We start from the raw sequence: 24,502 nt of genomic DNA, 5'->3' as shown, positions 1-24,502 counted from the left end.
ATCGAACGGAGGCCTCCCTGATCCCGGCGGCCGCGCTGCGCGCCCTGCCCTACGCCGCCACGCTGGCCGGCGCGCTCCTCTTCGCCGCGCTGCTCCGCCTCGCCCTCCGACGCGGCGCGCTCCGCCGCCCGATCCTGCTCGCCTGGATGATCGCAGGCGTGTTTCCGGCGCTCTACGTGGGCCTTGTCTGGTGCGGGCTGCTCCCGGACGCCCATCTCCGGCTCGCGCGGCCCTGGGGCGCGCTGCTCGCGGCGGGCGCGACGTCGTTCATCGCGCTCCGGTACCTCGGGCTCGCGCTCGCCTCGGCGCGCGCCCGCGGGCAGGGGGCGTGGCGCGCGCGGCTCGGTGACCTCGTCACCCCCTTCGCGGCGTTCGCGGCGGCCATGGCCGTGGCCGGGCCGGAGATTGGCCGGCCACTCGACCGGCTCACCGTCCTGCTCGCGATCGATCGCAGCCGCTCGATCGACCTCGTGCCAAGCGCCGACAAGCGCGTCGCGCAGGAGCTCTCCGTCGCCGAGCTCGGCATGCGCGAGGACGACCGGATCGCCACCATCGTCTTCGCCGCCAGCGCGGCGACCGAGGATCCGCCGCGCCCGCGCTCGCAGCTCCCCGCCCCGCAGCGGGTCGCGCTCGGCCGCGACGGAACCGATCTCGCCGCTGGCATCCGGCGCGCCCTCGCCGAGGTGCCGCCCGACTCCGCGGCGCGCGTCGTGCTGCTCACCGACGGGGTCGCCACCCGCGGCGACACGATGGCCGCGGCCGCCGCCGCCGTCGCCGCCGGAACGCCGATCGACGTGCTCCCGCTGGAGCAGCGGAAAGTCCCCGACATCCGCGTGGTCGCCCTCCGCGCGCCCTCGCGGGCCGACGAGGGCGAGGCGCTCGATCTGCGGCTCGTCACGTCGTCGCCGTCCCCGGCCGAGGTCGAGATCCGCCTGCGCCGCGACGGCGAGCTCATCGCCCGCGCCGACGCCTCGATCGCCGCGGGGGAGGACGTGCTGCGCATCCGCGAGAAGGCGCCGGGGCCGGGGCTGCACCGCTACGACGTCGAGATCACCGCGAAGGATCCGAGGCTCGACGAGGCCGCCGAGGACAACGCGGGGAGCGCGTTCGTGCGCGTGCGCGGGGCCGCGGCCGCGCTCGTGCTCGAGGGCGACGCCGGGCAGGGCGCGTTCATCGCGCGGGCGCTCGCGGACGGCGCGTTCCGGGTGGACGAGGGAGGCCTGAGCCGCGTCCCGGCCGATCTCGGGACGCTCGCCGGCTACGACGTGGTGGTGCTCAGCGACCTCCGCGCGGCGGACCTGTCGCCGGGCCAGATCGACGCGCTCGCGAGCTACGTCCGCGACCTCGGCGGCGGCCTGCTCCTGATGGGCGGCGATCGGAGCATGGGGCCGGGCGGCTACGCGCGGACGCCGCTCGAGGACGTCTCCCCGGTCTCGTTCGACCTGAAGCAGGAGCGCCGCCGGGCGAGCCTGGCCGAGGTGATCGGCATCGACATCTCCGGCTCGATGGCGGCGACCGCCGGCGCCCAGACGAAGCTCGAGCTCGCCAACGAGGCCGCGTCCCGGTCGGCGTCGCTGCTCGGCCCCGGCGACCGGCTCGGCGTCGCGCACGTCGACACGGCGGTGCAATGGAGCGTGCCGCTCGGGCCGGTCGCGGACAAGGCCGCGATCGACAGGGCGATCCGCGCCGTGGGCCCGGGCGGCGGCGGGATCTACGTCGACATCACGCTCGAGGCGGCCTACCGCGCGCTCGACCGGGACGGCTCGAACCTGAAGCACGTGCTGCTCTTCGCCGACGGGTCGGACGCGGAGAACATGGGGCCTTGCCGCGCGATGGTGGAGGCGGCGATGCGCCGCGGGATCACGACGAGCGTCGTGGCGCTGGGCCAGGGCGACGACGTGCCGGAGCTGGAGACGCTGTCGCGCCTCGGCGGCGGCCGCTTCTACCTCGTCGAGGACGCCGGGCGGCTGCCCGCGGTGTTCACGCAGGAGACCATCCTCGCCGCGAGGAGCGCGATCGTGGAGGAGCCGTTCCACGTGGCGCTGGGCGCGCCGTCGTCGATCACGGCGGGCGTGCCGTTCGGCGAGGCGCCGCCGCTCGCGGGTTACGTGGTGACGGTCCCCAAGAGCCGGGCGACGGTGCTGCTGTCCGGGCCGGAGGGGGATCCGGTGCTCGCGGTGTGGTCGGCGGGGCTCGGCCGGGCCGCGGCGTTCACGAGCGATCTCAAGGACCGCTGGGGGGCGGCGTGGACGCGCTGGCCCGGCGCCGCGCGGATGATCGCGCAGGCGGCGCGCGACGTGACGCGCAAGGAGGAGGATCCGCGCGTGCGCCTCGAGGCCGACGCGTCGGGCGGCGAGCTGTCGGTGCGGGCGAGCGTGATCGGCGACGACGGGCGGGCGCAGTCGTTCCGCCGGCTTGTCGTGCACGTGGCGGGGCCCGACGGCTTCGCGCGCGAGCTCCCGCTCGAGGCGACGGGCGCGGGGGCGTACACGGCGACGCTGCCGCTTTCGCGGCCGGGGACGTACGTGGCGGTGGCCCGGGACGAGCTCACGGGGGAGGCCGTGGGGACCACGGGGGCGGCGATGACGGCCGGCGAGGAGCTGCGCCCGACGGGCAGCGATCTGTCGCTGCTCGGGCGGATCGCGGAGTTCACCGGGGGCAAGCGGCGCGACACGCTCGCGGGGATCTTCGAGGACCGGGCGTCGAAGCGCTTCGCGTACCGGGACGCGACGCCGGGGCTTGTCAGCTTCGCCGCGCTCGCGCTGCTGCTCGCGGTGGCGGCGCGGCGGCTCGCGCTGCCGGAGGCGGCGGCGGCGTGGGCCGCGCGGGCGGGAGAGCGGCTGCGGGCGAGGCGGTGGGGAGCCGCGGCGGAGGCGGCCAGCGCGGGGGCGACGGTGGGGGCGCTGCTGTCGGCGCGGGAGCGGGGACGCGCGCAGCGCGGGACCGCGCAGGGCGGGGCACAGCGCGGGACCGCGCAGGGGGCGCAGGGGGGGCCGGCGCCGCGCGATGACGGCCGCGGCGGGGGCGAGGGCCGCGACGGGGGCGGGCCGACGTGGACGGCGCCCCCGCCGAGGCCGGCGCAGACGGGATGGGGGACGCCGCCCGAGGGGCCCGCGCAGCCGGAATCGCCGGGGGAGCAGGCGGCCGCGCGGCCGGAGCAGCGCGGAGCGGCCGGAGCGCCGGCGGCGGGGCGAAGCACGCACGGGACAGCGGCCCCCGCGGGCGGCGAGGCGGCGCCCGAGGGGCGGCCGCTCAGCGCGGCGGAGAAGATCCTGGCGCGCCGCCGCGGGCGCCTGTGACATGGCCTGTCGGCCGCTCATCACCGGATCGGGGATGAACCACCCGACAGGTCACCTGGCCGGCACGAAGCGCAGCGACGCGAGGCGCAGCAGCTCGCCCGTGCCGCCCGTCACCTTCAAGTAGACCTCGTGGGTGCCCGCGGTGGGCTTCACGTCGCACGTGGTGGTCGCCCACTCCTCCCAGCCGCCGGTGCCGGGGATGTTGCACGTGCCGATCGCCGAGCCACCGGCCAGCGGATCGATCCAGACCTCGACGGCGCCGCCTTGCCCGGCGCTCGCGGCCTTCAGCTCGATGGCCTTCGAGCTGACTCCGCCGCTGCCGAGGTCGACGCTGCCATACATGGCCCAGTCGCCGTTCTCCAGCTCGCCCAGCACCGATCCCGCCGACTCGCTCGACACGACGCCGGCGCCGGACTCCTGGTTCGCCTCCGCGGCCGGGATCGGGGTGAAACCGTCGCGGTAAGTGAACAGGTCGAAGTCGGCGCTCCTGTTGGTCGCGAACATGCCAGCCTGGTTGCCAATCCAGGTGTGGGCCATGGCATAGAAGTGGTCGAGCGTGGAGAGGTCGATCTCGGTGCCTACCTGGGTCCAGTCGACGCCATCGGAGCTGAACCAGCCCGTGGCCATGTGGCCGGTGCGGACAAGCTTCAGCCAGACCGCCGCGCCGGAGGGGGCCGGGACCGAGGCGCCCACCACGACCGGCTCGGCGAGCTCGGTGTACGCTCCCCCCTCTTCGGTCGGGGGCATCACCGAGCGCGAGCGGAAGGAGAACCGGATCTTGTCGGCACTGTCCTCCATGACCCGCGCCACGGAGACCTCCATGATGGCGGGGAGCATGAACTTCTCGTCGCTGGCCATCCACGTCGGGGCAGAGAGCACCTGCTCGTCCTGCCAGTAGCCGTTGCCCAGCCGGACGCCCGCCGCGTCGCCGTCGGCCTCGGGCGTGAACTCCATCTTCACGGCCATGGTGCTCGAGCGCAGCGCGTCCTTCTGCACCACCCACGTGGTCTCCGCGGCACCCGGCTTGATCCGCAGCCACTCCGGGCGGTCGGTCACCGAGTACCTGTCCTCCGACTGGCCGTAGGAGGTCCAGGCAGGTCCGATCTTGTCCGACGAGAACTCGTCGTTCACGGGCAGCAGGAAGGGCGCGTCGCTCCGCGGCAGCTCGGGCGCCGGCAGATCGCGCACCTGGGTCACGAACCGCGGGACCGGGATGGTCTGCTCGCCGACTTCCTGCTCGACCCAGTCCACCGACAGGAGCAGCCCTTCACGGCCCAGCCCCATCCAGTCGCCGTTCTTCCAGTCCTGGGTACCCACCCCGCTGCAGTCGTACGAGTGGGCAAGGGTCCACCAGGTGCCATCCTCGAGCTCGAACGGAGCCGTGATGTGCTGCACGCCAGCGTACGGCTCCTCGCCGGTCAGGACATAGCCGAGCCATGACCAGTCCTCGGAGGTGCTGCCGACAAGCTTCTTCGAGGCCCAGGCGTGCAGCTGCCCGCCGCAGGCCGTGTGGGTCGACACGAAGTAGTAGTACCACTCGCCGCGCTTGGCCATGGTCGGCCCCTCGGCCCACTTGCTCCAGTCAGGATCGGTGAAGTCCCCGCAGCCGCCGGTCTCCTGGTCCCAGTTGATGAAGCTCAGATCGATGGTCGACTCCGGCACAAGCATCCCGGTGGCAGGATCGATCTCCGTGGCCAGGTTGATGCCAAAGTCATTGGGATGGTCTGCGTCCCATTTGCACAGTCCATTCTTGATGAGCATGAAGGTCTTGCCGCTGTCCGGGTCGACGAACACGGAGTTGTCGGAGCCGGTCCCTCGTTCGTACGAGGTCTCGCTGCCGGGCGGCGTGTAGGGGAAGACGTCGACCTTGGTGGGCTCTGACCATGGGCCCGCGAGGCTCGGCGCCGAAGAGAAGTGCTGGGTGGCCCCGATGGAGTAGTAGACCCGGTACACATCGTCGGCCTTGGTGATGAAGCCGCCCCAGGTGCCCTTGCCAGGGCCGATCTGCTCGTCCAGCGCGGCCGCGGTGGCGTGGACCACCCGGGTCACGCGCTCCCAGTGCACGAGATCCGTCGAGCGCAGGATCTCGAAGGCCGGCATCATGTGGAAGGTGGACCCGACCAGGTAGAAAGCGTCGCCTTCCCGGTAGATGTTCAGGTCCGGGTGATCCCCGGGCAGGACGGGGTTCTGGTAGGTCGTGGGCTCGAAGGCCGCGCCGAACGTGGCCGTCAGCGTCTTGTTCGCGTCCAGGGGGATGGACACGGGGTTGTCCAGCCCGGCGCCGGCTCCACTCCATCCCAGGAAGTTGCGGCCCGCGGCGGGCGTCGCGGTCACGGTGACCCAGCTGCCAGACGGGTATGTGTAGGTTCCAGGCGCGGGATCGGTCGTGCCCTCGCCGCCGGTCTCGATGGTGAGCGTGTAATCGCCGCCCTCTCCGCACGCCGCGACCAGAGACCCGACCAGGAGAATCGCCATGACAGGCGCGCTGTATCGTTTCATCGTCTGCTCCTCCACTGACGTCGTGCCGGCGCCATGGCTGTGCCTCGGGTACCGGCAGCGACAGTCCGCACCTCGAAGACCGTCACCCGGCAATAATCCGTCAGCACAACAATGTGAACGTTAACACGATCGACGGGATGGCTCTATGCACTCCTGATGGCGCGCGTCAACGGTTTATGGCCCGGATAGGTACCGTCGAGAAGCACGACGTGGAGATGGGGGTTCAATCGGAGGTCGCTCGACGTGCGTTGCCCCACCGTCATGACGACGGCAGTCCTGGGCAAAGCCGGAGCGGCCGGCAGGCGCGTTACGCGCTCGCTGCCCCGGCGTGCGCCGGCGCTCTCGGGTGCCCGGGCGGGAGCCCGAGGCGCTGCCGCACCTGCGCGAGGCCGACGCCGACGCCCCCCGCCGCGAGCGCGAGCGGCCAGGGCTTGCCGGTCGTCTGCTGGATGAACGCGCGCACCCGCCCCACGTCCTCGAGGACCGGCGTCAGCTGAGCCGGATCGTTGAAGTTGTTCACGAAGGCGTTCGCGAGCGCCTGCTGCCTGCTGGCGTTGTCCCCTCGCCCGTCGCTGCCGTACTGCGCGAAGAGGAGGTGGAAGATCCCTGCCGACGCTCCGGAGAGGAGGAGGTTGTTGAACCGGTCGGTGGGCCCGCCGTGCCGCGCATAGAAGCGATCGAAGGTGCGCGTCATCCACTCGGCGTCGAAGGGGCGGTCGCCGTGCTGAACGATGCACTCGACAAGGTTGCGCGCCATCTTGTTGCCGCTGTTGGCCCCCTGGCCGCCGATCGGGTCGAGCGACATCGCCGTGTCGCCCAGCGACGTCACGATCCGGCCGGAGGGCAGCCGCCCGACCGGCTTGCGCACCGCCGGGACGACCCGCCCTTTCTGCCATCCATGCTTGTCCGACAGCTCGGCTGTCCTGAACCACTCATGGTCCCAGGGGATGAGCTCCTTCACCAGCTCCTTCGTGATCGCGAGGATCTCTTCTCCCGACGTCGCGCCCTGGAACCGATCCATCCGCCCTCCGGGGATCGCCTCGACGATGCAGTTCCAGCTCGGTCCCACGTCCTTGTGGTGGTAAGGCACCCAGAACGCCTCCCCGAGGCCCCCGAACAGGTTGAACTTGACCGGGAGCAGCGGGACGCCGTCGAACCCGAGCCTCGGGCCCGTCACGCAGAGCATGACGAGGTTGCGCTGCGCTTCGGTGTGGACGCTGCGCGCAGGGTCGCGCTCGAACAAACTGCACAGGTCGCCTCGTCCAGCAGCGACGATGGTGAGATCGTGCTCCGCCGCGATCGCGTCGAGCCGCGGGACCGTGACGGACTCGATCGCGATCTTGCCTCCCCGCCGCTCCAGCTCGAGCATCCACCGGTGGCTCTGGAGCCGCAGGTCGATCGCCATGAAGGGCCGCTCCAGGCGGCCTGCCAGCGTCAGGAGGCGGTTGCCCGGGGCGGGGCACGCGGTCAGCTGAACGCCCTGGCCCGGGGGCGCGGCGTCCTCCCAGAAGGCCAGGCCGAGCTCGCGCTCGAACTCGAGCGCCCTGTCGAACCGGGCGGCGGTGCCGGTCGGCTTCGATTCGTTCAGCCACTGCTCTGGCGTGCGATCCGAGGTGAGCGTCACGTCGTAGCCGGCCTTCACGAGGGCGTGCGCCGCGAGCAGGCCAGCCTGTCCAGATCCCACGATAGCTATCTTCCGCATGAGGAACCCCCGGGTTGCGTTGGTCTTCGCTCGCCCCACGGACGACGCGCGCTGAGCCGTCCAAGTCGGTTCGCCGTCAGGGGCACCGGAGGCGTCGCGAGCAAGGGAAGCCCAGTCAAGAGAGACCGTATCACCTCGACCAGGAGCGCCGGAAGCCTCCCCCCGAGGGCTCCCCTGCAGCGCGCGGAGGCCGCCCCGCACCGAGGCCGCCCCGCGAGGCCACCCCGCGAGCCCACCCCGCACCGAGCCCGCCCGCCGGTTGCGAGGCGCAGCGCCTTGGAGTAGCGTCCGCGCCGCCGCAGGGCCGGGCGATGTCGCTCGCCCAGCTCCAGCGGACGAGCCGGGCCTCAGGTGCGCGCCCCGGCTCGCGCGGCCCCCACCGCGCACTGGAGACGAGAATGGCCCGAGGCTCGACAACCACGCACCGCGAATCCGACGCCGCCGAATCGCTCATCGGAAGGGGCGCCCGCATCCGCGGGCGCGTCCACGGCGACGGCGCGCTCCGGGTCGAGGGGAGCGTCGAGGGGAACATCCAGCTGACCGGCGATCTCGAGATCGAGGACGGAGCGTCGGTCACCGGCGACGTCGAGGCGAGCTCGCTCGTCGTCTCCGGACAGCTCACGGGCGACGTGACGTCGCGCGGCCCCGTCACCATCCGGGCGACCGCGCAGTACGCCGGGAACGTGGGCGGCAGCGAGGTGATCCTCGAGGAAGGCGCGGCGTTCGCCGGCCGCATCGAGGCGGAGTTCGACCTGCCGGCCGAGCTCTCGGAGCGGACCGGCGGGCGCGCACAGAGCCCCCGACGCGAATCGGCGGGGCGGTAGCGCGCGTAGACGGACGAAGAATCGCGCCGCCAAGGCGCGACGAGGAGCACGAACGTGGCGGGTACGATCATCGGAAACGGGCTCACGATCGAGGGCGAGATCACCTCCGACGAGGAGGTGATCGTCGCCGGGACGGTGCGCGGAAAGCTCACCGTCGAGGGGCCGCTGACCATCGACGCAGGGGCGCTGGTCGAAGCGGACATCGGGGCGGCGTCGCTCCAGGTGGGCGGCAACGTGACCGGCAACGTCACGGCAGCCGACCGCGTGGACCTCCTCGCGGGCGGTCGCCTCGTCGGCGACGTGAAAGCGTCGCGGCTGACCATCGCGGACGGAGCCTCGTTCAAGGGCAACGTCGACATGGACGTGTAGCCGATGGCCGCCCAGTCCTCGATCGGGCCGACGACGGCCATCCGCGGCAACGTGCAGGGCGACGGGGATCTCGAGATCCTCGGCCACGTCGAGGGGAGCGTCGTCATGACCGGCGACGTGACCATCGGCGAAGGCGCGCTCATCCAGAGCGACGTGCGGGGGCGGCGCGTGGTCGTCCGCGGCGCGGTCGCCGGGAACATCTCCGGCGAGGAGGCCGTGATCCTCGAGCCCGGCGCGCGCGTCGTCGGCGACCTCGGCGCGCCGCAGATCGGCATCCACGCCGGGGCGCTGGTGCGCGGCAACGTCACCACCGGCGCGCCGCTCGCCGCGGCGGCGCCCGCCCCGGTCCGGGCCGCCGCCGCCGCGGTCGCGCCGCGCGCAGCGGCCGCGCCTGCGGCCGCGCGGCCGGCGCGGGCCCCGGCGGAGCAGCGCGCGCCCGCGCCGGCCGCGCGGCCGGCGGCCCGCGTCGCGCCGGCGCCTGCGCGCCCCGCGCCTGCGCCCCGCCCCGCGCCGGTCGAGGCGAGGCCCGCGCCTGCGCCCGAGCCGCGCCTCGCGGCGGTGCACGACGACGAGGAGGCCGACCTGTCGGCCTCGGCCGCCGGCGAGGGCGACGAGCCCGACGCGGCGGAGGGCACCGGCGGGCCGCCGCCGCCCGTCGTCCCCGCGCTCCGGAAGGGGGCCGCGAAGGCGTCGCTCCGCAAGCGGGGCGGGCGGTGAGCGCCGCCGGCGCCTCGGAGCGGGAGCGGCTCGTCGCGCTGCTGCGCGAGCGCTCGTTCGAGCAGAAGCACGTCGTCCTCGCGTCCGGTCGCGAGAGCGACTTCTTCATCGACTGCAAGCAGTCGGTGCTGACGGCCGAGGGCCACGCCCTCGTCGGCTCGCTGATGTTCGAGGCGCTCGACGCGCTCCCCCGGTGCGAGGCGGTCGCCGGCGTCGAGCTCGGCGGGTGCCCCCTCGCGAGCGCGGTGTCGCTCACGAGCTTCCTGCGCGGCCGCCCCCTCCCCGCGCTGTACGTGCGCAAGGACGTCAAGGACCACGGCTCGCGCCGCCTCGTCGAGGGGGATCGCGGGCTCGTGCCCGGGATGCCCGTCGCGATCCTCGAGGACGTGATCACGACGGGCGGCTCGACGCTGAAGGCGGTCGAGAAGCTGCGCGCCGCGGGCGCCTCGGTGGTCGGCGTGATCGCCCTCGTCGACCGCCTCGAGGGCGGCGCCGAGGCCATCCGCGCCGCGGGGCTGCCGCTCGTCGCGCTCTGCACGCGCCGCGACTTCCTCCCGGACAGCCCGCTCGCCTGAGGCGGACGGCCGCCCGGCGAGGCGGCGCGCTGCTCCGTCGCCTCCGCCTGCGGCGCGCTACTCCGCCGCCTTCGCCTGCGGCTCGTCGAGGAGCGGAAAGCCGAGCGCCTCGCGCTGCGCGAGGTACGTCTCCGCGACCGCCCGCGCGAGCGCGCGGACCCGGCCGATGAAGCGCTGCCGCTCGGTCACGCTGATGGCGCCCCGCGCGTCGAGCACGTTGAAGCGGTGCGCCGCCTTCACCACGAAATCGTAGGCCGGGAGCACGAGCGCCTTCTTCGGATCGATCGCCGCCCCCTTCGCCGCCGGATCCGCGCCCCGGTAGAGGAGCCGCTTCACCTCGGCCTCGCACACGTCGAACGCCGCGAAGTGCTCGGGGATGTCGGCCTCCTCGAAGTTGTACGTCGACCACTCCCACTCGGCGCGCTGGTAGAGATCCCCGTAGCGCACGACCTTCCCGCCTCTGTCCGAGTAGACGACGTCGTAGATGCTGTCCTTGTCCTGCAGGTACATCGCGATCCGCTCGAGGCCGTACGTGAGCTCGCCGGAGACGGGGCGGCAGTCGATCCCGCCGATCTGCTGGAAGTAGGTGAACTGCGAGATCTCGAGCCCATCGATCCACACCTGCCAGCCAAGCCCCCACGCCCCGAGGGTCGGCGACTCCCAGTCGTCCTCGAGGAACCGGACGTCGTGATCGAGCGGGTTCGTGCCGATCGCGCGCAGCGACTCCAGGTAGAGGTCCTGGATGTCGAGCGGGCTCGGCTTGAGGATCACCTGGAACTGGTGAAACTGCTGCATACGGTTCGGGTTCTCCCCGTAACGACCGTCCGCGGGCCGCCGGGAAGGCTCGACGAAGGCCACATTCCAGGGCTCGGGGCCGAGCGCGCGCAGGAACGTCGCCGGGTTGAAGGTGCCAGCGCCGACCTCCGAGTTGTACGGCTGCACGATGAGACAGCCACGATCGGCCCAGAACTTCTGCAGGGTGAGAATGAGGTCTTGAAAGGTCATGGTGGGAGGGCCGGTTCTTAGCCTGGATCGCCCGCGCAGGCGACGCCCCGCGAAGGATCCCCCGCACGGTCCGCCCGATGGGCGGTCTTCCACGTGGACGCGCGGCGCGCGGCGCGCGCCCACGTGGAAGGCGCCGCACGCCCACGTGGAAGACCGCCTCTGCCGCCCGTCCCGGCGTACCCCGTCGAGGACGGCCCCGCCTCGGCCCCCGCGCCCCCGCGAGGCGCCGCACGCCGCTTGCGCCCGGTCGGCGCGCGGCGTAGCTTCCCGTCAAATATATGGGCTCCCATGCATCTCCACCAGCGCGCCGGAAGGTCGCCGAGCGGCAGGTCCCCGGCGGGCCGGACGCGCAGCGGGTCATGGACGCGATCCGCGCCATCGTGCAGCGCCTGCGCGTCTCCTCGCGGGCGTGCGAGCGGCGTCTCGGCCTGAGCAGCGCGCAGCTGTTCGTGCTGCAGCAGCTCGACCAGGCGGCCGCCGCGTCGGTCGCCGAGCTCGCGCGGCGCACGCTCACCCACCAGAGCTCGGTGTCGGTCGTGGTGACGCGCCTCGCCGAGCGCGGGCTGGTCACCCGGCGCCCCTCGCCGGAGGACGCGCGCCGGACCGAGATCTCGCTCACCCCCGCCGGTCGCGCGCTGCTCCGCCGCGCGCCGCGCACCGTGCAGGCCGAGCTCATCTCCGCCGTGGACCGCCTGCCGGAAGACGAGCGCCGCGGGCTCGCGCAGAGCCTCACCACCCTCGCCCGGGCGCTCGGCGCCGGCGACGAGGCCCCTCCCCTGTTCTTCGAGGGCGAAGAAGCCCTCGCCGCCACCGCCGGAGACGAGAGCTGACATGTCGAGCGTGAACGCCCCACACACCGCGGTCGCCGAGAGCATCCCGGTCGCCCCCTCGATGGGCCCGGCCCTCGAGGTCCTCCACGTCCCCGCCCCCAGGGCCGCCGTCGATCGGCGGGTCGTCCTCGTGAGCGGCCTCGCGATCGCGGTCGCCGGCGTCGCTTTCCTCGCGGCGGAGCTGCTCACCGCGCTCATCGCCGTCATCACGAACCTCGCGTTCTTCGGCCGGCTGTCCGCCGCGCCCGCGTCGCCCGCCGAGCACCACGTGGGCGCGCTCGTGCTCGTCGTGCCGATCGCCGGCGCGCTCGTCGTCGGCGTGATGGCGCGCTACGGCTCCCAGGCCATCCGCGGCCACGGGATCCCGGAGGCGATGGAGCAGGTGCTCTTCAACCAGAGCCGCATCCCGCCGCGGATGACGCTGCTCAAGCCGCTCTCCGCGGCGATCGCGATCGGCACCGGCGGGCCGTTCGGCGCGGAGGGGCCCATCATCGCGACCGGCGGGGCGCTCGGCTCGCTCGTCGGGCAGCTGCTCCGGATCACCGCGGACGAGCGCAAGACGCTGCTCGCCGCGGGCGCGGCGGCGGGCATGTCGGCGACCTTCGGGAGCCCGGTGGCGGCCGTGCTGCTCGCCATCGAGCTCCTGCTCTTCGAGTACCGCCCGCGCTCGGTGATCCCCGTCGCCCTCGCCGCCTCCACGGCCGCCGCGGCGCGCCTGGCCGCGGGCGAGACCGCGCCGGCGTTCGAGATGGCGGCCGTGGCGCCCTCGACCGGCCCGGCGCTCGTCTTCTACATCGCGCTCGGCGCGGCGCTCGGCCTCGCGGCGATGGGCGCGACCCGCGCGATCTACGCGATCGAGGAGGCGTTCGAGCGGCTGCCCCTCCACTGGATGTGGTGGCCGGCGATCGGCGCCATCGCGATCGGCGCGGTGGGCTACGTCGCGCCGCAGACGCTCGGCGTGGGGTACGACAACATCGACGACATCCTGAGCGGCCGCCTCGCGCTCGCCGCGCTCGTGTCGCTCTCGCTGCTGAAGTTCGTCTCCTGGTCGATCGCGCTCGGCAGCGGCACCTCGGGCGGGACGCTCGCGCCGCTCTTCACCATCGGCGGCGGGCTCGGCGCGATCCTCGGCCTCTCCGCCGCCGCGCTCTTTCCCTGGCTCGGCGTGGACGCGCGCGTCGCCGCGCTCGTCGGGATGGCGGCGATCTTCGCGGGCGCCTCCCGGGCGCTCCTCGCCTCGGTCGTCTTCGCGTTCGAGACGACCCGGCAGCCGATGGGGCTGCTGCCGCTGCTCGGCGGCTGCAGCGCGGCGTTCCTCGTCTCGAGCCTGCTGATGCGGCACTCCATCATGACCGAGAAGCTCGCCCGTCGCGGCGCGCGCGTGATGGCCGAGTACGCGGCCGATCACCTGGCGCAGATCACCGTGCGCGACGCCGCCTCCCGCCCCGCCGTGACGCTCGCCGCCGACGGCACGGTCGAGGCGGCCCGCGCCTTTCTGCTGTCGCAGGCGGAGGGCTCGCGCCACCAGGGCTTCCCGGTCGTCGACGGCGGAGGGGAGCTCGTCGGCGTGGTCACCCAGCGCGAGGTGCTCACCGAGCAGCCCGGCGCGCTCGCGATCCGCGACCTCATCCGGCGGCCGCCCGCCGTGGTGTTCGACGACAGCTCCCTCCGCGAGGCCGCCGATCACATGGTCACCGAGGGCGTGGGCAGGCTCCCGGTCGTGTCCAGGCAGGCGCCCCGCAAGGTGCTCGGGATGCTGACGCGCAGCGACCTGCTCGACGCGCACCGGAGCCGGATCGAGGCCGCGCAGCGCCGCGAGCCGGCGCTCACCGCCGCGACGCCTAGCGAGAGCCAGGTGATCCCTCCCCGGACCGCCGGTGGCGCCGGCGGGCGGAGCTAGCGGCGCCGGCGGGCGGAGCTAGTCGACGAAGTACTCGCGATCGCCCGCGAGCCCCTGCTCGAGCGCGGCCATGCCCTCGGAGACGTCGAGCTTCACGCCCTCGCGCTGGAAGCTCATGCCCATGGCGTAGAGCGTCTTGAACAGGTTGTGCGAGCGGCACTGCTCGCCCATCTGGCCGACGCGCACGATGTTCAGGCCGAAGGCGCCCGAGATCTCGACGCGGAAGGCCTTGGTCATGTACTCGCGGATCCGGGCGCTGTCGGCGCCGGCCGGCAGCTTGATGGCGAGCACGCTGTTGAGGCGCACGTCCTTCGAAGCGAACAGCTCGAGCCCCATCGCCTCGAGGCCCGCCTGCATCGCCAGGGAGCTCATCTCGTGGCGGCGGAACCGCCGCTCGAGCGTCTCCTCGCAGACGAGGCGCAGCGCCTCGTGCAGCGCGAGCACGCCGGGCACCGGCGCGGTGTAGTGGTACTGCTGGTAGCCCCAGAACCGCTGCGCGCGCGTGGCGTCGTAGCACCAGTGCGGCCGCGGCGAGGGGCGCTCCTCGACGACCTTCCACGCGTCCTGCGAGAACGCACAGGCCGACACGCCCGGGATCGACGACAGCGCCTTCTGCCCGCCGACGATGCCGACGTCGATGCCCCACTCGTCCATGTGCACCGGCATGGCCGTGAGCGTGACCACCGCGTCGACGATCGTGAGGGTGCCCTGCGCCTTCGCGAGCTTGCAGATCTCCGGCAGCTCCACCATGCGGACGCCGCAGGACGTCTCGCCGTGCGCCATCGTGACCACGTCGTAGCGCTGCTTCTTCATCGCCTCGCGCACGTCCGCGAGCGTCACGGGCCGGCCGGGCGGCCCCTCGAGGAAGGTCACGTCGGCGCCGACGCCGAGCGCCATCTCGCCGAGGCGCCCGCTGAACGTCCCCACCTTCAGGCAGAGGACCTTGCGCCCGGGCCAGCACAGGTTCGAGACGGCCATCTCCATCGCCGCCGACGCGGGCCCGGCGAGGCCGATGATCTTGTCGCTGCGCGTCTGGAACGCGTAGGCCGCCATGTACTTCACGTTCTGGATGACGCGATCCATGGTGGGGCCGAGGTGATTGATGATGACCCCGTTCGCCTGGGCGACCGCCTGCGGGATGGGCACCGGACCGGCGCCCATGAGGAGCAACGGCTCGGACGGCAGGATCGCGGCGAGGGGCGTGATCGGCGGGGGCAGAATGGAGAACGACATGGCCAGGACCTTGGGCGAGAGCGCGGAGCGCGCTAGCAAGCCCAAAGCATCCTGCCGCGTCAAGCTCTACCGGGCAAGCCGGCCAGAGGAGGTCCTGTTCGTCGCACGACCCTGGGGGGGATGAGCCATGCGACGAGCAGGGCCCCCTCCGGCCTACCGCGAGGGGGCGGAGAGCGCCGCGGCGCCTGAGCCCGAGATCGGGCTCATGAACAGCGACGCCTCATCCGCCGCTCGTCATGCGGTCGACCCGAGGCGATCCCGGGCGCCACAGGGCACTGCAGCGGAGCGAGAGCTCCTCCACGTCGCGCCCCGGGACCAGCTCGGGCGTAGCGCCTCATGAGAGGGTCAATCGACCCTTTCATACCACCGAACGGCGCCGCGCGATCGCCTGATACCCGGCGGTGAGCAGGATGGCGCCGATCAGGGACATGAAGAACCCCGCCGGCTCGCCCTCGCGGTACATGAAGAGCATGCGGCCGAGCAGCCCGCCGACGAACGAGCCGACGACGCCGATGATCATCGAGACGACCCACCCGCCAGGCTCACGCCCCGGGACAATAAGGCGCGCCAGAGCGCCGATGACGAGGCCAAACAGGAGAAAGAGAATGAACGACATGATGAACCTCCCGGATTGGAGCGAAGCGCTCCTGGTTGCTATGCAGCCTGTTCAGCAAGCGCCGCGCCATGCCGTGGAGTCCGGCCTCTCCACAGGCCCACAGGCGAGCTGAGCGCCGCGGACAGAGCGCCGGGGCACCTTTCCGTCGCGAAATCCGACCGCGGCGCAGAATGCGTTCTGGAGAGCCAGGACGGTCGGCTTGCGCTGTGCGACGGCTTGCCTGAGGGCAGCGTGGCGTATTGTCTCAGGCGAGCTGAAAAACAGAGGGCGAGCGAGGTAGCCTGCCCCAATCGCCTTCACGACCTCGACAAGACCCGGCGCGCCGCGGTGGCGCAGCGGTTGCTAGATGATGTGGCCAGGTGCCAGGTGCAGAGGCCATGGCGCACCGCAGACAGGTTCTGCGGGTGTCCACCCGGAGGAGGGTACAATGAGCAACGCGAGCGACCGTAATGAAGGGGCTGCCGACGAGCTGGGCGGCAAGATCAAGAAGGGCCTCGGCAAGCTGATGGGAGACGAGCAGATGGAAGCGGAGGGCCGCGCCAAGGAGCTCCGAGGAAAGGTCCAGCAGGAGGACGCCAAGGCGGATGAGCGCGCGCAGGGCGCGCTCGAGGAGGCCGCCGGCGCCATCAAGAACCGGATCGGAAAGCTTGTCGACAACGAGCAGATGGCCGCGGAAGGGAAGGCCAAGGAGCTCAAGGGAGAGAACCGGCAGAAGGCCAATCAGTAGACGGCGCCCCCTGCTCGCCCGCAGCAGCGGGCGGGCGCTGGCTCGCCCGACGGAGGTCCGGCCGGGGAAGGCCGGACTTCCGCGCAGCTTCGCGCCGTCACACCTCGGTCGCCGAGACGCTGTGTCGCTGGAGGAGCTCGCGCAGGTGGCTCCTGTCCATCCGCGCCGCGCGGGCGGCGCGCGAGAGGTTGCCGCCGTTCTCGCGCACGAGCGCCCTCAGATACATCCGCTCCCAGCGCGCCACGGCGCGCTCCTTCGCCTCTCGGAACGACAGGCTGAGATCGTCGTCCCGGAGCGCCTCGGGCGCCGGGGGGCCGCTCTCCCGCTCCCCCGAGCCCATCACCGCCTCGCGGAACAGCGCCGGATCGATCATCAGCACCGCGCGCTCCACCGCGCCGCGCAGCTCGCGGACGTTGCCCGGCCAGTCCTGGCGCATGAACGCATCGAGCAGGTCGCCTGGCGGGGTCTGGTCCGTCCCCTGCGCGAGCTGCCGGTAGAAGTGCGCCGTGAGCAGCGCGATGTCGTCGGGGCGCTCGCGCAGCGCGGGGACGCGGAGCCGAACGATGTTCAGCCGGTAATAGAGGTCCGACCGGAAATTCCCGCGGTTCACCTCCTGGCGAAGATCGCGGTTTGTCGTCGCGATGATCCGGATGTCGAGCTTGATCGGCTCGATCGTGCCGATGCGCCGGATCTGTCGCTCCTCGAGCACGCGCAGGAGCTTCGGCTGCATGTCCAGCGGGAGCTCGCCCATCTCGTCGAGCAGCACGGTGCCGCCCCGCGCGGCCTCGAACGCGCCGGCGCGCGCCGCCTGCGCGCCCGTGAACGCCCCCTTCGCGTGGCCGAAGAGCTCGGCCTCGATCAGCGTCGGCGGGATGGAGCCGCAGTCGATCACGACGAACGGCCCGCCCGCCCGCGGGCTGCTCTCGTGGATCGCCTCGGCGAGCAGGCCCTTGCCCGTGCCCGTCTCTCCCTCGATGAGCACCGTCGAGTCCGACGCGGCGATCCGCGGCAGCGCCGCGAAGATGCGGCGCATCGCGGTGCTCTGCCCGAGCACCCGGCCGTACCGCTCCTCGTCGCCGAGCGGCTCGCGGATCTCCTCGGCGAGCGGCTCGAAGCGGAGCGTCGATTGCCCGAGCCCGAGCGTGGCGCCCGGCTGGAGGTAGGCCGCCTCGACGCGGAAGCCGGAGAGGGTCGTGCCGTTCTTGCTGCCCAGATCGCGGAGCAGGAAGCCGCGCGGGGTGACGGTGATCACGCAATGGTGCCGCGACACCGCCCGGTCGGCCAGGATGAGCTGGTTGCCGGGCGCCGTGCCGATCACGAACTCCGTCGCGTCCGACACCTGGGACGCCCCGGCGTCGGGGCCGGCCGTCACCTGCACGCGGAAGCGGCTGAACGCGATCTCTCTGGAGCGGACCTTGAGGAGCGCCGTCTCGGCGCTCGGGTGAACCTTCGGCTCGGAGCCCATCTCGCCAGCCTACCACGACGGTGCGGCGCATGGCCGGGGCCGCCCGGCGATCTTCCCCGGGGCGCGCGGCGCCCTGCCCTCGCGAACGTGCTCCCGCAGGACCTCCGCGCGCCGCTCGGCGCCGCCCGGGCGCGCCGCCGCGGCTCGACCGGCCCGGGCGCGATCTCGTCCACCGCGTCGCGGCTGAACGCCTTGCTCGCCGCGTACCCGCGCGCGGCGGACCGGATCTCCTCGATCCGCGCCGCGTCGAAGGCGGCGGGCGCTCCGGTGCGCGTGGAGCTCATCACGTGGCGATCACGGCTCGGCGGGAGACCATGGATAAGACCCTGTACCCTCGCCGCCCGACGATCGCGAAAGCGCCCGTGACCGCCGCGCGCCGGGGCGCGAGAGGCGATGTAACGGGGCCCTCCGCGCCCGCTCGCTCCGCTTGTCGCTGCGGCGCGCGGCGGGTAGAGGTCTCTCCATGATGCGAGGCGCGCTCAGCGATATCACGAGAGCCGTCGGCAACACGCCGATCGTCAAGCTGAACCGGGTCACGGAGGGGATCGAGAGCGACATCTATGTCAAGTGCGAGTACCTGAACCCGGGCGGCAGCCACAAGGATCGGGTCGCGCTGAACATGATCCGCGACGCCGAGGCGAGCGGGCTCAGGCCGGGCGGGACGATCGTCGAGGCGACCAGCGGCAACACCGGCGCCGCCCTCGCCATGGTCGCCGCGATCCGAGGATACAAGTGCATCTTCGTCATGCCAGACAAGATGTCGCAGGAGAAGATCGCGACCCTGCGCGCCTACGGCGCCCGCGTCGTGGTCTGTCCGACCGCCGTCGAGCCCGACGACCCGCGCAGCTATTACCAGGTAGCGAAGCGCATCGCCGACGAGACGCCGAACTGCTTCTATGCGAACCAGTACCACAACCCGTCGAACCCCGACGCCCACGTCGGCTCCACCGGCCCCGAGATCTGGGAGCAGTGCGGCGACGAGCTCGACGTCTTCGTCGCCGGCATGGGGACGGGAGGCACCATCAGCGGCGTTGGCAAGTTCCTCAAGCAGCGCAAGCCGGACATCAAGATGGTCGGCGTCGACCCGGTGGGATCGCTCTATTACGATTACGTGAAGACCCAGCGGATCACGAAGCCTTTTGCCTACAAGGTCGAGGGGATCGGCGAGGATTTCTTTCCGAGCACGATGAACCTCGAGATCATCGACGAGATCGTCCGGGTCGACGACAAGGAGTGCTTCCTCATGACCCGGGATCTCGTGCGGCTCGAGGGCCTCTTCGTGGGCGGCTCCGCGGGCGCGGCGGTCGCCGGCGCGATCAAGTATGCGCGGCAGAGCGGGAGGAAGGAGAATCTCCTCGTCCTCTTGCCCGACGGCGCGTCCAAGTACATCTCGAAGATCTTCAACGACGACTGGATGCGAGAGAACGGCTTCCTCGAGGAGGACAAGGGCCTCGGGACGGTGCGCGATCTGCTCGCCGTCAAGCCGAGCGGGGCGGTGGTCACCGCCGACGCGAACGCCCGGGTCCGCGAGGTCATCGACATGATGAAATCGCACGGGATAAGCCAGCTCCCGGTCACCGAGGGCGGCAAGCTGCGCGGGATGGTCCACGAGGTCGACCTGCTGCGGCACCTCGTGAAGGGGAGCGGCACGCTCGACTCGAGCATCGGCGGGCTCGTCGAGAGCGACTATGCGACCGTGACGCCGGCGACGAAGGTCGAGCTCCTGAAGGGCGTCCTGAGCGACGCGAAGATCGCGCTCGTCGTCGACAAGGAGACGGTCCTCGGCGTCGTGTCCAAGATCGACCTCATCGACTATCTTGCCCGCAAGGCGACGCCGGCGCTCGGCTGAGCGCCCGGACAGGAAAGGGCTCATCGCGGTGACACAAGACCTCGAGGCGGTGCGGCGCGCGCTGCACGACCATATCGTGAACGAGATCCTCCTTCGCAAGGCGCCGCTCGCCCTGGACGAGGATCTCTTCGAGGGCGGGTCCGGGTTCGACTCCATGTCGCTGACGCGGGTGCTCGTGTTCATCGAGCAGCGCTTCGGCGTGAAGATCCCGGACGAGGAGGTGGACCTCGACGAGGTGTCGACCGTGGACCGCATGGCGCGCTTCGTCGCCGGCCGCATCGCGGCCGCGCAGGGCTAGCGAGGCCGCGGTGGCCGGCCCCTACCGGCTGCGCGTCGAGGACCTGGCCGCGCGCGGCGACGCCGTCGCGCTCGCGTCGCGCGGCGCCGCGGTCACGTACGCCGAGCTCGCGTCGCGCGCGGCGGCCGTCTCCGGGGCGCTCGCCGGGGCGGGCGTGCGCCCCGGAGACCGGGTGGCGCTGCTCTCCTCGGGCCGCGCGCACGACGAGCCGGTGGCGCTCGCCGCGGTGCTCACGGCCGGCGTCGTGGCGGTCCCGCTCGACGCGACCGCGCCGCCCGCGCGGCTCGGGCGGATCGCGCGGGCCCGGGGGTGCCGCGCGCTCGTGCTCGACGCCGCGGCCGCGGCCCTCGCCGACGGCATCGGCGCCGAGCTCGGCGGGGGCCTTGCCCGCGTGGAGCTCGACGCCGAGGGCCGGGTGCTGCGCGGGGCGGCGCCCGCCGGCGCGGGCGGCGAAGCCGGGGCGCAGGAGCTCGCGTGCATCCTGCACACCTCCGGCAGCACCGGCGAGCCGAAGCCGGTCCCCATCACGTGGGCCGGGCTCGACGCGTTCACCGCCTTCTGCATCGACCTCATCGGCCTCGCGCCGGCGGATCGGGTCCTCCGCGTGGCCGAGCTCGTCTTCGATCTCGCGTGGTTCGACCACCTCGCGACGCTCCGCGCCGGCGCGACGCTCGCGACGATGGCGCGGCGCGATCTCGCCTCGGGCCGCGCGCTGCGCGACGCGGTCTCCGCGCTCGCGCCGACGGTCATCTACGGCGTGCCGTCGATGTTCATGAAGCTCGCCGCGGCGCTCTCCGCGGCGGACGCGGGCGCGCCGGCCGGGGCGCTCTCCCCGCCGGTGCGCGCCCTCCTGTTCGCCGGCGAGGTGTTCCCGCCGCGCGAGCTCGCGGCGCTCGCGGCGCGCGTCCCCGGCGCGGCCCTCTACAACCTGTACGGCCCGACCGAGACGAACGTCTGCACATTCCACCGCGTCGACCGCGCGGCGCTCGACGGGGTGAGCGAGCTCCCGATCGGCGTCGCGTGCCCCTACGCCGCCTGCGCGCTGCTCGCCGAAGGCGAGGACGGCCGCGTCATCGAGGGCCCCGGCACCGGCGAGCTCATGGTCTCGGGGCCGACGACCGTCGGCGGCGGCCCGTACCGGACGCGCGACCGGGTGGAGCGCAAGGCCGACGGGCTCTTCTACTTCCGCGGCCGCATCGACCGGATGGTGAAGGTCCGGGGCTACCGGGTGGAGCCGGGCGAGGTCGAGGCGGCGCTCGCGTCGCACCCGGCCGTGCGCCAGGCCGCCGTGATCGCCGTCGAGGACGCGCGCCTCGGCAAGACGCTCCGCGGCTTCGTCGCCCTCGCAGGGGACGCGGACGACCGCGCGCTCAGGATGTACCTCGCCGAGCGGCTGCCTCCCTGCATGATCCCGGAGAAGATCGTCACGATGGACGAGCTGCCGCGGACCGCGACGGGGAAGATCGATTATCGCGCGCTGCCCGGGTGAGCGGCTCCTTCCGGAACACGGCCGCGCGACGCGCGATGCGCGTGATCTGGCCGATCCACGGCAGCGCAGCGCGCATGCGCAAGACTTCGCACAAGTGAGCGGGTCCTCGCGCAATTGACGGCCTCCAGCGCGCCACGACGCGCAACGCGGGACCGTCCCGTAGTGCAGATCAATCGACCGACGAGCGGCGCGCGCGGGCCGTGAAGGCTGCCGCGCGCTGCGCCCGAGCGCTGGCCCGAGGGTTGCTTTCCTCTCCGAGACGCCGCTTTGACCGGGCACGCAGAGACGAGCCTCCCTTCATCGAGGTCGAAGCGCGTGTTCGCGCGCAGCGCTGTTCATGACCAACACAGGGCATGACCCGTTCATAGCCAATCCGCTCAGGGAGACATCACATGAAATCGACTCATGCTTTCGCAGCCGCCTTCTCTTTCTCTGTGCTCGCCACGAGCGGCTGCGCGATGGATACCGAGGGCCCGACCAGCAGGAGCGAGCTGGAGATCGAGGGCGCCGGCGAGGTGGGCGAGGCGCCGCAGCCTCTCACCAGCTCGCCCGCGACCACCGCAGAGCCGTGGATCGTGAACCTGACGTTCACCGGCATCGGGGCCCGCTGCACGGCGTCCGTCCTCACCGCGCACTGGCTGCTCACCGCCGCTCACTGCGTCGACAGCCTGGCCCAGGGCGCGCTCACGACGGTCAGCGTCAGCACCCGCAACACCGCCGGCTCGGTCGTGAACGTCTACACCGGCAACGCGCGCACGTACCAGCACACGTTCTATGGCTCCGGGCTCTCGCCGGACGTTGATAATGACATCGCGATCGTCCGGCTCACGGGCGCGTCCGGCGTCAACCTCGGCGTCACCGGCACGGCCAGGCTCTTTGGCTACACGTCGCCCTGGACGTCGAACTCGACAAGCGACCGCGAGTTCTCGATCATCGGCTATGGCCTGTCGGACCCGGGCTGCGGCGGCTCCGACAGCACGAAGCGCATCGCCACCGGCTTCGTCATGGACAAAGAGTCGTTCGATGTCCGCACCATCAAGTCGTCCTACGGGAGCAAGCACACCTGCGGCGGAGATTCGGGTGCGCCCTGGCTCCTCACCCGCGACGGCGTGCGCGCGATCGTGGGCGTCCACTCGGGCCGTTACCTCGACGCGCCCTCGTTCTCGATGAAGCAGCAGGCCGCGCTCTTCCCGCCCAATCGGACCTGGATGTACGAGACCTCGAAGAACACGGGCCTCATGCTGAATTGCGGCACCGTGTGCACCGAGCGCGTGTACGACCCCGAGCCGCCCCCCGGCCCCGCGTGCCCCTCGGGATTCCACTGCTGCGAGCCCGGCGGCGGCACGACCTGCAACCAGTGCTTGCCGAACTCGGTCTCGTGCCCATGAGCGCCTGTTGACCCGCGGTGCGCTCTCCGACGTCTCGGAAAAACCGGCGGAAGGAATGGGAGGAAGGGCCCGCGCCGCGCGCCCCTCCCCCCGGGGCGCGCGTCAGTGCGCGCCCACCTTCGCCCCCGCGCTCGCGCGCGCCGAGGCCGGCGCTCGCCGACGGCATCGGCGCCGAGCTCGGCGGGGACCTGGCGCGCGTGGCGCTCGACGCCGAGGGGCGGGTGCTGCGCGGGGCGGCGCCCGCCGGCGCGGGCGGCGAAGCTTGCCATCATGGGCTCACGGCCTTGGCCTTCCCTTTGCATCCCACTTCGCCCTCGAGGGCGGTTCCCTCGCGCGTCCCATGGATCTGCGACGTGCGCGGTGAACATCGGCCATGAGGGAGCGACCGCAAAGTCGCAATGAGCAGCACGTGCCCCTCCCCCGCTTCCGTCCGTCCCCCGAAGGCACCAGGAGACCGTGATGGATGGAGAAGTGGAGGAGCAGGAGGGCGTTCACGCCCGAGCCCGCTGGAGGGCCCGACTCCCCGTCCAGGACGGCTCCGACCAGGCACCGCAGCGCTCGACCGGCACGCCGCCTTGCCGAGGTCCTCGTGCGCTGCGGGCGAGCAGCGGTGAGCGCCCCACAGGAGCGATGCGATGCGCGCGTTGACCGTACACCCCGGCGTTCCTGGCTCGGCCCGGATCGAGGAAATTGCCGAGCCGCACGCGTCCGCGGGATCGGTCCTGGTGAAGGTGCTGGCGGTCGGCGTATGCGGCACCGACCGCGAGATCATCGAGGGCAGCTACGGCGCGGCGCCAGCCGGCGAGGAGCGGCTCGTGCTGGGCCACGAGTCGCTCGGGCGCGTGCTCGAGGCGCCGCCCGGCGCCGAGCTCGCGGCAGGCGACCTCGTGGTGGGGATCGTGCGCCGCCCCGATCCCGTGCCGTGCGCGTGCTGCGCCATCGGGGAATGGGACATGTGCCGCAACGGACGTTACACCGAGCGGGGCATCAAGGCGCTCCACGGCTACTGCGCCGAGCGCGTCCGCATCGAGCCCGAGTTCGTTGTCTCGCTCCCGCCCCACCTCGACCGCATCGGGGTCCTGGTCGAGCCCACCAGCGTGGTCGCCAAGGCCTGGGAGCAGATCGAGCGGATCGGACGGCGCGCGGCCTGGTTCCCCCGGAGCGTGCTGGTCATCGGCGCCGGGCCGATCGGCCTGCTCGCGGCCCTGCTGGGCGTCCAGCGCGGCCTCTCGGTCCATGTGCTCGACCGCGTCACCAGCGGCCCGAAGCCGCAGCTGGTCCGCGACCTCGGCGCCACCTACCACGCCGGCGCGGTGAACGAGGCCTGTCCCGGGGTCGATATCATCCTGGAGTGCACCGGCGTCGGCCAGCTCGTCTTCGACGCGATGCGCTCCACATCGCCGGGGGGCATCGTCTGCCTCACGGGCATCTCGTCGGGCCAGCGGCTCCTCGAAGCCAACATCGCGGCCCTCAACCGCAGCCTCGTGCTCGAAAACGACGTGGTCTTCGGCACGGTGAACGCCAACCGCCGCCACTACGAGGAGGCCGTCGGCGCCCTCGCGCGGGCCGATTCCGCGTGGCTCGAGCGGCTGATCACCCGGCGCGCCCCCCTGGAGCGCTGGCGCGAGGCGATCGACCGCGGGCCGGAGGACGTCAAGACCGTGATCGACCTGTCGCCGCCGCCCTCCCCTGCGCCGCTCTCCCGCTGAGAGGAGCC

At 72.6% G+C, this 24,502-nt stretch carries 19 protein-coding genes; 13 read left to right on the top strand and 6 right to left on the bottom strand.

All coding sequences use genetic code 11. The features are described from left to right. Positions 1-146 precede the first annotated feature (146 nt). Positions 147-3,299, top strand: a complete 3,153-nt coding sequence (locus tag WME75_RS02835) for a VWA domain-containing protein (protein ID WP_437486156.1) — start codon at positions 147-149, stop codon at positions 3,297-3,299. A 51-nt stretch (positions 3,300-3,350) separates the two neighbouring features. On the opposite strand, the gene WME75_RS02830 is transcribed toward WME75_RS02835, so the two are convergent. Then, a complete protein-coding gene (locus tag WME75_RS02830) occupies positions 3,351-5,798 on the bottom strand; it encodes a family 43 glycosylhydrolase (protein ID WP_437486154.1) in 2,448 nt (815 codons plus the stop codon). 307 nt (positions 5,799-6,105) lie between these two features. Then, a complete protein-coding gene (locus WME75_RS02825; RefSeq protein ID WP_437486152.1) occupies positions 6,106-7,500 on the bottom strand; it encodes a styrene monooxygenase/indole monooxygenase family protein in 1,395 nt (464 codons plus the stop codon). 398 nt (positions 7,501-7,898) lie between these two features. Between WME75_RS02825 and WME75_RS02820 the strand changes: the two genes are divergently transcribed. The 4 genes from WME75_RS02820 to pyrE are packed head-to-tail and all read left to right on the top strand — an operon-like array spanning position 7,899 to position 9,985. Then, positions 7,899-8,324: a bactofilin family protein gene (locus tag WME75_RS02820; RefSeq protein WP_437486150.1), complete on the top strand. Its 426-nt coding sequence runs from the start codon at positions 7,899-7,901 to the stop codon at positions 8,322-8,324. A gap of 54 nt (positions 8,325-8,378) precedes the next feature. After that, positions 8,379-8,693: a bactofilin family protein gene (locus tag WME75_RS02815; RefSeq protein WP_272097558.1), complete on the top strand. Its 315-nt coding sequence runs from the start codon at positions 8,379-8,381 to the stop codon at positions 8,691-8,693. A 3-nt stretch (positions 8,694-8,696) separates the two neighbouring features. Then, positions 8,697-9,410, top strand: a complete 714-nt coding sequence (locus WME75_RS02810) for a bactofilin family protein (RefSeq protein ID WP_437486148.1) — start codon at positions 8,697-8,699, stop codon at positions 9,408-9,410. After that, the gene (pyrE, locus tag WME75_RS02805) at positions 9,407-9,985 is read left to right on the top strand and encodes an orotate phosphoribosyltransferase (RefSeq protein ID WP_437486146.1); all 579 of its coding nucleotides are present in this window, start codon (positions 9,407-9,409) and stop codon (positions 9,983-9,985) included. Before WME75_RS02810 ends, pyrE begins: the two co-directional genes overlap by 4 nt. 57 nt (positions 9,986-10,042) lie before the next feature. On the opposite strand, the gene glyQ is transcribed toward pyrE, so the two are convergent. After that, the gene (glyQ, locus tag WME75_RS02800) at positions 10,043-10,990 is read right to left on the bottom strand and encodes a glycine--tRNA ligase subunit alpha (RefSeq protein ID WP_437486144.1); all 948 of its coding nucleotides are present in this window, start codon (positions 10,988-10,990) and stop codon (positions 10,043-10,045) included. A 278-nt stretch (positions 10,991-11,268) separates the two neighbouring features. Between glyQ and WME75_RS02795 the strand changes: the two genes are divergently transcribed. Together WME75_RS02795 and WME75_RS02790 are read left to right on the top strand one after the other, a co-directional pair. Then, positions 11,269-11,820 carry a MarR family winged helix-turn-helix transcriptional regulator gene (locus WME75_RS02795; protein WP_437486142.1) on the top strand — a complete coding sequence of 184 codons (552 nt, stop codon included), beginning with the start codon at positions 11,269-11,271 and terminating at the stop codon, positions 11,818-11,820. Position 11,821: 1 nt separating this feature from the next. After that, positions 11,822-13,720, top strand: coding sequence for a chloride channel protein (locus tag WME75_RS02790; protein ID WP_437486140.1), 1,899 nt, complete (start codon positions 11,822-11,824; stop codon positions 13,718-13,720). 18 nt (positions 13,721-13,738) lie between these two features. Here the strand turns inward: WME75_RS02790 and WME75_RS02785 are convergent, their stop codons facing one another. Together WME75_RS02785 and WME75_RS02780 are read right to left on the bottom strand one after the other, a co-directional pair. Beyond that, complete coding sequence (locus WME75_RS02785; RefSeq protein WP_437486138.1) at positions 13,739-14,953, bottom strand: pyridoxal-phosphate-dependent aminotransferase family protein; 1,215 nt, start codon at positions 14,951-14,953, stop codon at positions 13,739-13,741. A 358-nt stretch (positions 14,954-15,311) separates the two neighbouring features. Next, the gene (locus tag WME75_RS02780; protein ID WP_437486136.1) at positions 15,312-15,569 is read right to left on the bottom strand and encodes a GlsB/YeaQ/YmgE family stress response membrane protein; all 258 of its coding nucleotides are present in this window, start codon (positions 15,567-15,569) and stop codon (positions 15,312-15,314) included. A gap of 427 nt (positions 15,570-15,996) precedes the next feature. Between WME75_RS02780 and WME75_RS02775 the strand changes: the two genes are divergently transcribed. Next, complete coding sequence (locus WME75_RS02775) at positions 15,997-16,296, top strand: CsbD family protein (protein ID WP_437486134.1); 300 nt, start codon at positions 15,997-15,999, stop codon at positions 16,294-16,296. 97 nt (positions 16,297-16,393) lie between these two features. Here the strand turns inward: WME75_RS02775 and WME75_RS02770 are convergent, their stop codons facing one another. Further along, a complete protein-coding gene (locus tag WME75_RS02770) occupies positions 16,394-17,761 on the bottom strand; it encodes a sigma 54-interacting transcriptional regulator (protein ID WP_437486133.1) in 1,368 nt (455 codons plus the stop codon). Positions 17,762-18,224: 463 nt separating this feature from the next. Between WME75_RS02770 and WME75_RS02765 the strand changes: the two genes are divergently transcribed. The 5 genes from WME75_RS02765 to WME75_RS02745 all read left to right on the top strand — a co-directional run bounded on the left by WME75_RS02765 (position 18,225) and on the right by WME75_RS02745 (position 24,494). Further along, positions 18,225-19,610 carry a cystathionine beta-synthase gene (locus WME75_RS02765; protein WP_437486131.1) on the top strand — a complete coding sequence of 462 codons (1,386 nt, stop codon included), beginning with the start codon at positions 18,225-18,227 and terminating at the stop codon, positions 19,608-19,610. A 28-nt stretch (positions 19,611-19,638) separates the two neighbouring features. After that, entirely contained in the window at positions 19,639-19,908 is a 270-nt protein-coding gene (locus WME75_RS02760; protein WP_437486129.1) for an acyl carrier protein, read from the top strand. 10 nt (positions 19,909-19,918) lie between these two features. Beyond that, on the top strand, positions 19,919-21,397 hold the full coding sequence (locus WME75_RS02755) for an AMP-binding protein (protein ID WP_437486127.1): 1,479 nt from the start codon (positions 19,919-19,921) through the stop codon (positions 21,395-21,397). A gap of 458 nt (positions 21,398-21,855) precedes the next feature. Beyond that, complete coding sequence (locus WME75_RS02750; protein WP_437486125.1) at positions 21,856-22,785, top strand: trypsin-like serine protease; 930 nt, start codon at positions 21,856-21,858, stop codon at positions 22,783-22,785. 635 nt (positions 22,786-23,420) lie between these two features. Further along, positions 23,421-24,494: a glucose 1-dehydrogenase gene (locus WME75_RS02745; RefSeq protein ID WP_437486123.1), complete on the top strand. Its 1,074-nt coding sequence runs from the start codon at positions 23,421-23,423 to the stop codon at positions 24,492-24,494. The last annotated feature ends 8 nt before the right edge of the window (positions 24,495-24,502 follow it).

It is taken from the genome of Sorangium sp. So ce1014 (assembly GCF_051521505.1).
Lineage (GTDB): Bacteria > Myxococcota_A > Polyangia > Polyangiales > Polyangiaceae > Sorangium.
Note: the sequence above shows the minus strand (reverse complement) of the source record. Positions and strands in the feature narration are given on the sequence as shown.

Bases quoted from the DNA above. Each gene is read 5' to 3' on its own strand.
- WME75_RS02835 (WP_437486156.1), top strand. From the start codon at position 147: ATGATCGCAGGCGTGTTTCCGGCGCTCTACGTGGGCCTTGTCTGGTGC.
- WME75_RS02830 (WP_437486154.1), bottom strand. From the start codon at position 5,798: ATGAAACGATACAGCGCGCCTGTCATGGCGATTCTCCTGGTCGGGTCT.
- WME75_RS02825 (WP_437486152.1), bottom strand. From the start codon at position 7,500: ATGCGGAAGATAGCTATCGTGGGATCTGGACAGGCTGGCCTGCTCGCG.
- WME75_RS02820 (WP_437486150.1), top strand. From the start codon at position 7,899: ATGGCCCGAGGCTCGACAACCACGCACCGCGAATCCGACGCCGCCGAA.
- WME75_RS02810 (WP_437486148.1), top strand. From the start codon at position 8,697: ATGGCCGCCCAGTCCTCGATCGGGCCGACGACGGCCATCCGCGGCAAC.
- glyQ (WP_437486144.1), bottom strand. From the start codon at position 10,990: ATGACCTTTCAAGACCTCATTCTCACCCTGCAGAAGTTCTGGGCCGAT.
- WME75_RS02795 (WP_437486142.1), top strand. From the start codon at position 11,269: ATGGGCTCCCATGCATCTCCACCAGCGCGCCGGAAGGTCGCCGAGCGG.
- WME75_RS02790 (WP_437486140.1), top strand. From the start codon at position 11,822: ATGTCGAGCGTGAACGCCCCACACACCGCGGTCGCCGAGAGCATCCCG.
- WME75_RS02785 (WP_437486138.1), bottom strand. From the start codon at position 14,953: ATGTCGTTCTCCATTCTGCCCCCGCCGATCACGCCCCTCGCCGCGATC.
- WME75_RS02780 (WP_437486136.1), bottom strand. From the start codon at position 15,569: ATGTCGTTCATTCTCTTTCTCCTGTTTGGCCTCGTCATCGGCGCTCTG.
- WME75_RS02775 (WP_437486134.1), top strand. From the start codon at position 15,997: ATGAGCAACGCGAGCGACCGTAATGAAGGGGCTGCCGACGAGCTGGGC.
- WME75_RS02770 (WP_437486133.1), bottom strand. From the start codon at position 17,761: ATGGGCTCCGAGCCGAAGGTTCACCCGAGCGCCGAGACGGCGCTCCTC.
- WME75_RS02765 (WP_437486131.1), top strand. From the start codon at position 18,225: ATGATGCGAGGCGCGCTCAGCGATATCACGAGAGCCGTCGGCAACACG.
- WME75_RS02750 (WP_437486125.1), top strand. From the start codon at position 21,856: ATGGATACCGAGGGCCCGACCAGCAGGAGCGAGCTGGAGATCGAGGGC.
- WME75_RS02745 (WP_437486123.1), top strand. From the start codon at position 23,421: ATGCGCGCGTTGACCGTACACCCCGGCGTTCCTGGCTCGGCCCGGATC.